Source organism: Rhodoferax ferrireducens, from assembly GCF_049302455.1.
Classification (GTDB): Bacteria; Pseudomonadota; Gammaproteobacteria; order Burkholderiales; family Burkholderiaceae_C; genus Rhodoferax; species Rhodoferax ferrireducens_B.
Genome location: NZ_JBAQMD010000101.1, coordinates 36,289 through 42,842, shown reverse-complemented (window position 1 = coordinate 42,842; position 6,554 = coordinate 36,289). Strand labels below are relative to the sequence as shown.

General features: G+C 63.2%; 5 protein-coding genes. 1 reads left to right on the top strand and 4 read right to left on the bottom strand.

Translation table 11 applies throughout. The features are described from left to right. Positions 1-49: 49 nt before the first annotated feature. The 4 genes from WA157_RS17210 to WA157_RS17195 form a co-directional block, all read right to left on the bottom strand. Positions 50-1,510 carry a diguanylate cyclase domain-containing protein gene (locus tag WA157_RS17210; protein WP_422622128.1) on the bottom strand — a complete coding sequence of 487 codons (1,461 nt, stop codon included), beginning with the start codon at positions 1,508-1,510 and terminating at the stop codon, positions 50-52. A gap of 122 nt (positions 1,511-1,632) precedes the next feature. Then, positions 1,633-3,042: an aminopeptidase P N-terminal domain-containing protein gene (locus WA157_RS17205; protein ID WP_422622127.1), complete on the bottom strand. Its 1,410-nt coding sequence runs from the start codon at positions 3,040-3,042 to the stop codon at positions 1,633-1,635. A gap of 19 nt (positions 3,043-3,061) precedes the next feature. Beyond that, positions 3,062-3,865: a nucleotidyltransferase family protein gene (locus tag WA157_RS17200; RefSeq protein ID WP_422622129.1), complete on the bottom strand. Its 804-nt coding sequence runs from the start codon at positions 3,863-3,865 to the stop codon at positions 3,062-3,064. 89 nt (positions 3,866-3,954) lie between these two features. After that, positions 3,955-4,731 (bottom strand): ferredoxin--NADP reductase, encoded by a 777-nt coding sequence (locus tag WA157_RS17195; protein ID WP_011462418.1) that lies wholly within the window; start codon positions 4,729-4,731, stop codon positions 3,955-3,957. 116 nt (positions 4,732-4,847) lie between these two features. Here WA157_RS17195 and WA157_RS17190 point away from each other — a divergent pair, with 116 nt between their 5' ends. Continuing rightward, complete coding sequence (locus tag WA157_RS17190) at positions 4,848-6,554, top strand: AAA family ATPase (protein WP_422622126.1); 1,707 nt, start codon at positions 4,848-4,850, stop codon at positions 6,552-6,554.

The window sequence follows — 6,554 nt, the reverse complement described above, 5'->3', positions numbered from 1 at the left end:
ATGTTGGCGGTGGCAAAAACGCAGGCCAGGATTAAGCAAAAAAACGTTTTCATTGTGCAAGTCTAGCTTCTAAATCATAAAACCGGATCGAATTGCGTCCGGCGTTTTTGGCCTGGTACATGGCAGCATCCGCCCACCTGAGAACATCGTTTTGACTGGCTTCGTTGCCACTAAAAACCACAGCCCCGATGCTGGCGGAGCAGCGGTGCGCCACCGTGGGATCTGCCATGTCTTCCGGCCTGGCGGCCAACAGATAGGGTTCAGACAAACTGGTGTGGATTTTTTCTGCCACGGTGCGGGCCAGTTCAAATGATTGCGCTTTGTTGGGGTCCAGCTCGCCGAGCATCACCACAAACTCATCGCCCCCAAAACGAGCCACCGTGTCCACCCCGCGCACGCAGTTTCTCAGGCGATTTGCCACTTCCATCAACAGCAGATCACCGACCCCATGACCATGGGCGTCATTGAGTGATTTGAAATTATCAAGATCAAGAAACATCAAGGCTGCATAACAAGCGCTGCGCTTGCTGGCTGCCAGCGCTTGACTGAGACGATCGTTGAGCAGGCGTCGGTTGGGCAGCCTGGTCAGCGGGTCATAAAACGCGAGTTGTCGCACCTGATCTTCCAATTGCTTGCGTTCGGTAATTTCCCGCGTGATGCCGTGATAGCCGGTAATGGCGCCCTGCGCGTCGCGCTCGGGCCGAGATCGAACCTCGCCCCACAACAAGCGGCCATCGCGGCAGCGGTGTTGCACTTCAAAGGTCAAAAATCCAACCTGGGTCCCCAGATGTTCGGAGGCCTGGCTCTGCTGCATTATTTTCTTGACGGCGGCAGCCCCCTCGTCGGAAAACAATTCAAAGACATGGTGACCCATCAACTCTTCGGCCTTGTAGCCGCGCAGCCTTTCGTCTGCCGGGCTGATGTAGGTGATTCGAAGATGGCGATCGGTCTTCCAGATCACGTCCAAGGCATCTTCTGTCAGCAGGCGATATCGGGCCTCACTTTCATGCAGCGCCAGGGTTCGCGCTTCAACCAAGGCCTCAAGGGCGCTGTTTCGCTCGCGCAAGCCCTTGAGTGGATAGACCTCGCCCTCCTGCACCAGATGGTAGGGAATGGAGATACCGCTGTGCACGATCTTCCAGTCTGCGCCTTCAAGACGGAAAATCAAGACCAATCGCGCCGTTTCCCGCGACAGAATGTGGTCAGGCAAGGGCAGATGAATGTGGAAGAAGGCAGTCGCGACCACCACGTCAGCGCTGAGATCCTGCATGGAGAAATCCAGCATCTCAATGCCAATACGACCCTGCACCTGGGCAAAATCCTGTCGGGTGATCTTGGCCCAGGCGTCCCGGTCCTTCACCAGAAAATTCCCGCCCCCGGTATAGCCGCTGAAGTTCTCACTGAATCGCGCCGTCAGGCGCTCATCACGCGAGGCGTACATCTCGATGTACTGGTCAAACAGCGAACGTATTTGACGTTGGCGATCCGAAGGCACGGCGCTGGCCATCATGAAAAATATTGAACGTTTCTTGGCAGGAGGAACGCACTGAACAGCCCAGTCGTCGGGTTGATGCCGGTCAGTCCGCAGGGGGTCACTTTACACCCTGCCCAGGTGCCCGCCAGTCACCCGCGTCAGCTCCGCATCAGCGCCTCAATGTCATCGGCTAGCACCGGCACACCGCGGGTGATCAGCTCGCAGCCGCTGGCGGTGACGATGGCGTCGTCTTCAATGCGGATGCCGATGTTGTGAAACTGCGCGGGCACACCCGCTGCCGGGCGCACATAAATGCCGGGTTCGATCGTCAGCACCATGCCGGGCTGCAGGATACGGGCTGGCCGGTCCTTGATGAGGTCACCGGTGAGTGCGTCCTTGCGCGTGCTGACCTGGCCAATTTCCGAGGGCTCGGTATAGGCGCCGCAATCGTGCACGTCCATGCCGATCCAGTGCCCGGTGCGGTGCATATAGAACTGAAAGTAGGCACGCTTCTCGATCACATCCTCCAAGCTGCCGACCTTGTTGCGCTCGAGCAGCCCCAGGTCGAGCATGCCCTGCGCGAGCACCTTGACGCTGGCCTCATGCGGATCGGTGAAGCGGGCACCGGCGCGGGCGGCGGCAACGGCTGCCTCTTGCGCCGCCAGCACCAGTTCATACAGCGCGCGCTGCGGCCCGCTGAACCTGCCGTTGGCCGGGAAGGTGCGGGTGATGTCACTGGCGTAGCCGTCGAGCTCGCAGGCGGCATCGATCAGCACCAATTCACCAGCTCGCACTTGTCCCGCGTCGGCGCGGTAGTGCAATACACAGGCATTGGCACCGGCGGCCACGATGGAGCCGTACGCCGGGGACTGCGAGCCATGGCGGCGAAACTCGTGCAGCAGCTCGGCGTCCAGGTGGTACTCGCGCACCTCCTGGCCCGCGCGTAGCATGCGGGCACTGAGCTGCATGGCGCGAATGTGGGCGCCCGCGCTGATTTGGCCGGCGCGGCGCATGGTGGCTTGCTCGTGCGCGTCTTTCACCAGGCGCATTTCATCGAGCAGACCGCACAGGTCACGCTGCTGCTCGGGGCACAGCGTGCCGTAACGCACGCGGGCCCGCACGCTGCCCAACCAGCCGTCAATGCGCGTTTCCAGCCCCTTGTGGGTGGCAAACGGGTACCAAACGGCATCACGGCCATCGAGCAGGCCGGGCAATTGGGCGTCCAGCTCCGCCACGGCAAATGCCGCGTCCACCCCGAGCGCTGCCGGTGCGGCCTGCGGCCCAAGCCGGTAACCGTCCCAGATTTCGCGCTCCTGGTCTTTGGCCTGGCAAAACAAGCTCGTCTTGCCGTCGCCAGTGATGACCAGCCAGGCTTTGGGTTCGGTGAAACCGGTCAGGTAGTAAAAGTAACTGTCGGGGCGGAACAAAAAATCGCTGTCGCGGTTGCGCTGCTGCTCGGGCGCGGTCGGGATGATGGCGATGCCGTGCGGGCCGATGAGTTTGGCCACTTGCGCGCGACGCTGGGCGTAGCCCGTGTCGGCAGTTTTCGCCAGAGGTGTTGCGGTCATGGGTGGGCTCCAAAAAGCGTCAAGGTTGGGCAGAGGGCGGATTCAAGTTCAAGTCTTGCAGCCGCTCGGGTGTGCCGACGTCGGTCCAGGCACCCGCATACAGTTCAGCAGACACCCGCCCATTGTCCATGGCAGCGCGCAACAGCGGCGCCAAAGGGGCTTTGATGCCCAGCGGATTGCCGGTGGCGATGTCACACCAGGGTGGTTCAAACAAGGCGCGGCGATACAGTCCGATGGTGGAATAGGTGTAACGCGGGCGTGGGTCAGCGGCGGGCAGATTGAGCGCCAGCCCGATGCCGGCAGACACATCCAGTCCAAAGTCGCCGCGCAGGTTGTGCGCCGGGTTGGGCACCAGCCACAGGTGCGCCAGCTTGTCACTGGCCAGAAAGCGCGCCACCGCCGCCGGGCTGAAGACAAAGTCAGGCATATACACGTCACCGGCGAGCACCCAGAACACCTCGGCGCTGGCCCCGGCGCCGGTGGGCGGGCACAGCAAAGGCAAGGCGCGGGCAATGCCCCCGGCGGTTTCCAGTGCGGCGCCAAAATCCTGGCCCTCATGGGAATAGTGAATCTGCAGACTATCCTGAATTGATAGCTGCTCACGCTTATTTGACGGGGGCTGGAGCCTGAAAACACCATTAAATCGTGCGGCAATCTGCGGCCCCAGCCAAGCCGTGTTGACCACCACCCGGCCCACACCCGCGCGCGCCAGCGCCTCCAACTGCCACTGCATCAGCGGCTTGCCGCGCACCGGCAGCAGAGGTTTCGGCGTGGTGTCGGTCAGGGGCCGCATGCGCTCGCCGCGGCCGGCGGCCAGCAGCATGGCGGCTATCGAAGCGTCCTCAGCAGGTGGCGGCACAAGGGACAAGGGGGTCGGCGCTCAATGAGGTGTGCGCTGCGGGGCGTTTGAGCTTACTGCTCGACAAAAGCGCGCTCAATCACGAAGTCACCTTGCTTGGTGGTGTTGCCTTCCATGAAGTCGCGCTTTTCCAGCAGGTGTTTCAGGTCGCGCAGCATGTCGGGGCTGCCGCAAAGCATGACACGGTCATGCGCCGGGTCAAATTTGGACAAGCCCAGATCGGTCTGCAATTGGCCGCTTTCCAGCAGCGTGGTGACGCGACCCTGGTGAACAAAGGCTTCACGCGTCACGGTCGGGTAGTACAGCAGCTGCTGCGTCACCATGTCGCCCAGGAACTCGTGCTCGGGCAGCTCATACGTCAGGTAGTCGTGGTAGGCCAGTTCGGCCACCTCGCGCACGCCGTGCACCAGAATGACTTTCTCGAAGCGCTCGTAGGTTTCGGGGTCGCGCACGATGCTCAAAAACGGCGCCAGGCCAGTACCGGTGCCAATCAGGTACAGATTTTTACCGGACAGCAAATAGTCAATCAGCAAGGTGCCGGTGGGCTTGCGCCCGACCACAATCTTGTCGCCGACCTTGATGTGCTGCAGGCGTGAGGTCAGGGGACCGTCCTGCACCTTGATGCTCAGGAACTCCAGATGGTCCTCGTAGTTGGCGCTGACGATGCTGTAGGCGCGTAAGAGCGGCTTGCCGGTTTCAAGGCGCAGGCCAATCATCGTGAAATGGCCATTGGAAAAGCGCAGGGTCGGATCCCGCGTGGTGGTAAAGCTGAACAGACGGTCAGTCCAGTGGTGAACACTTAAAACGGTTTCTTCCAAAAAGGCGCTCATAACAGGTCTTTAAAAATTCCAATGGACAACAGGGCGAAGGGCGGATTGTAGAACCCGAGGCCGTTGGGCGGGCATGCGCCAGACCCCGCTGCGACTCAGGGTTATCCTTCGCCCTTATGTACTCGCAACACTTCGGCTTGACGCAAGACCCTTTTTCCATCGCGCCCGACCCGCGCTACCTGTTCATGAGCGAGCGCCACCGGGAGGCGCTGGCGCACCTGCTGTACGGCGTGGTCGGCTCGGGCGGCGCGGCAGGCGGCAGCAGCGGCACCGGTGGTGGCTTTGTGCTGCTCACCGGCGACATCGGCACCGGCAAAACCACAATTTGCCGCTGCTTCCTGGAGCAGATTCCCACCGGCTGCCAGGTGGCCTACATCTTCAACCCCAAACTCAGCGTGACCGAGCTGCTGCAGTCGATCTGCGAGGAGTTCCACATCACAGTGGCGCCAGCCGCCCTGCGCGCAGCCACAGGCAAGGACTACACCGACGCGCTCAATGCCTTTTTGCTCCGGCGTCATGCCGCCGGACAAAGCAGCGTGCTCATCATCGACGAGGCGCAGAACCTGGAAGCCGAGGTGCTGGAGCAGTTGCGCCTGCTGACCAACCTGGAGACCAATGAGCGCAAGCTGCTGCAGATCGTGCTCATTGGCCAGCCCGAATTGCGCACCATGCTGGCGCGCCCGGAACTCGAACAACTCGCCCAGCGCGTGATTGCGCGTTTTCACCTGGACGCCCTGACCGCTGCCGAGAGCAGCCAGTACATCGGGCATCGTCTGGCGGTGGCCGGGCACACCGGCGCGCTGCCGTTTGACCGGCCGTCCCTGCAGCGCATCCACCACCTCGCGCAGGGCGTGCCACGGCGCATCAACCTGCTGTGCGGACGCGCCCTGCTGGGGGCCTGGGCCAGTGGCCTGCAGCGCGTGGACCGGCGCGTGGTGGACAAAGCGGCGGCCGAGGTATTCGGGCCCGACAGCACTCACACCTCGCCCGGGCGCAGCCCGCAGCGCACCGCCTACGCTCTGGGCGGCCTGGGCCTGGCGGTCGGTGTCGCACTGGCCGGCTGGCTGCTGTGGCGACCTCAGCAAGCGACGCAGCCGCCAGCCCCGGCCCGCGTGTCAGCTGCACCCGTTGCCGCACCCGTTGCCGCGCCGGCACCGCTCACGGCGGCAGCGCTGCTGCCAGGCAGGCCCGAAGAGATCGACACCCTGCTGGAACAACTGCCGCGCGACATCAACACAGCGTGGCGTGCGCTGGCCAGCCGCTGGAAACTGCCCGCCCAAGCCGGCGCTGGCGACGGCGATCCTTGCCTGGCGGCCGCCGCGCAAGAGCTCCAGTGCTACCGCACCAACCAGCTCAGCCTGCCGCTGCTGCGCCAGTTGGGGCGCCCCGGCATCCTGACACTGCAGGCCGATAACAGCGCACCGGTGTACGCCCTGCTGGTGGGCCTGAGCGAGCAGACCGCCACGCTGCAGCTGGGGTCCACCTTGCACCGCGTCAGACTGGTTGCGCTGGGTCGACTCTGGCGCGGCGACTTCGCCACCTATTGGCGCGCGCCGCCGGGTTACAGCGCCGATCTGCCCGATGGCAGCAGCGGCCCGGTCATCGACCGGCTGACGACCCAACTGGCTCAGATTGATGGTGCACCGGCACCGGTCGCTGGTGCCGTTCCACAACAACTGGACCCCGCCTTGCGGGCCCGGGTGCGGGCCTTTCAGCGCGCCCAGGGCCTCAAGCCCGATGGCCAGCCCGGCCCCATGACCTTCATGCAGCTTGAGCGCGCCATTGGCGGGCAAGCGCCAAGCCTGCAAACCGACCAGCTATAA

Bases quoted from the DNA above. Each gene is read 5' to 3' on its own strand.
- WA157_RS17195 (WP_011462418.1), bottom strand. From the start codon at position 4,731: ATGAGCGCCTTTTTGGAAGAAACCGTTTTAAGTGTTCACCACTGGACT.
- WA157_RS17205 (WP_422622127.1), bottom strand. From the start codon at position 3,042: ATGACCGCAACACCTCTGGCGAAAACTGCCGACACGGGCTACGCCCAG.
- WA157_RS17210 (WP_422622128.1), bottom strand. From the start codon at position 1,510: ATGATGGCCAGCGCCGTGCCTTCGGATCGCCAACGTCAAATACGTTCG.
- WA157_RS17190 (WP_422622126.1), top strand. From the start codon at position 4,848: ATGTACTCGCAACACTTCGGCTTGACGCAAGACCCTTTTTCCATCGCG.
- WA157_RS17200 (WP_422622129.1), bottom strand. From the start codon at position 3,865: ATGCTGCTGGCCGCCGGCCGCGGCGAGCGCATGCGGCCCCTGACCGAC.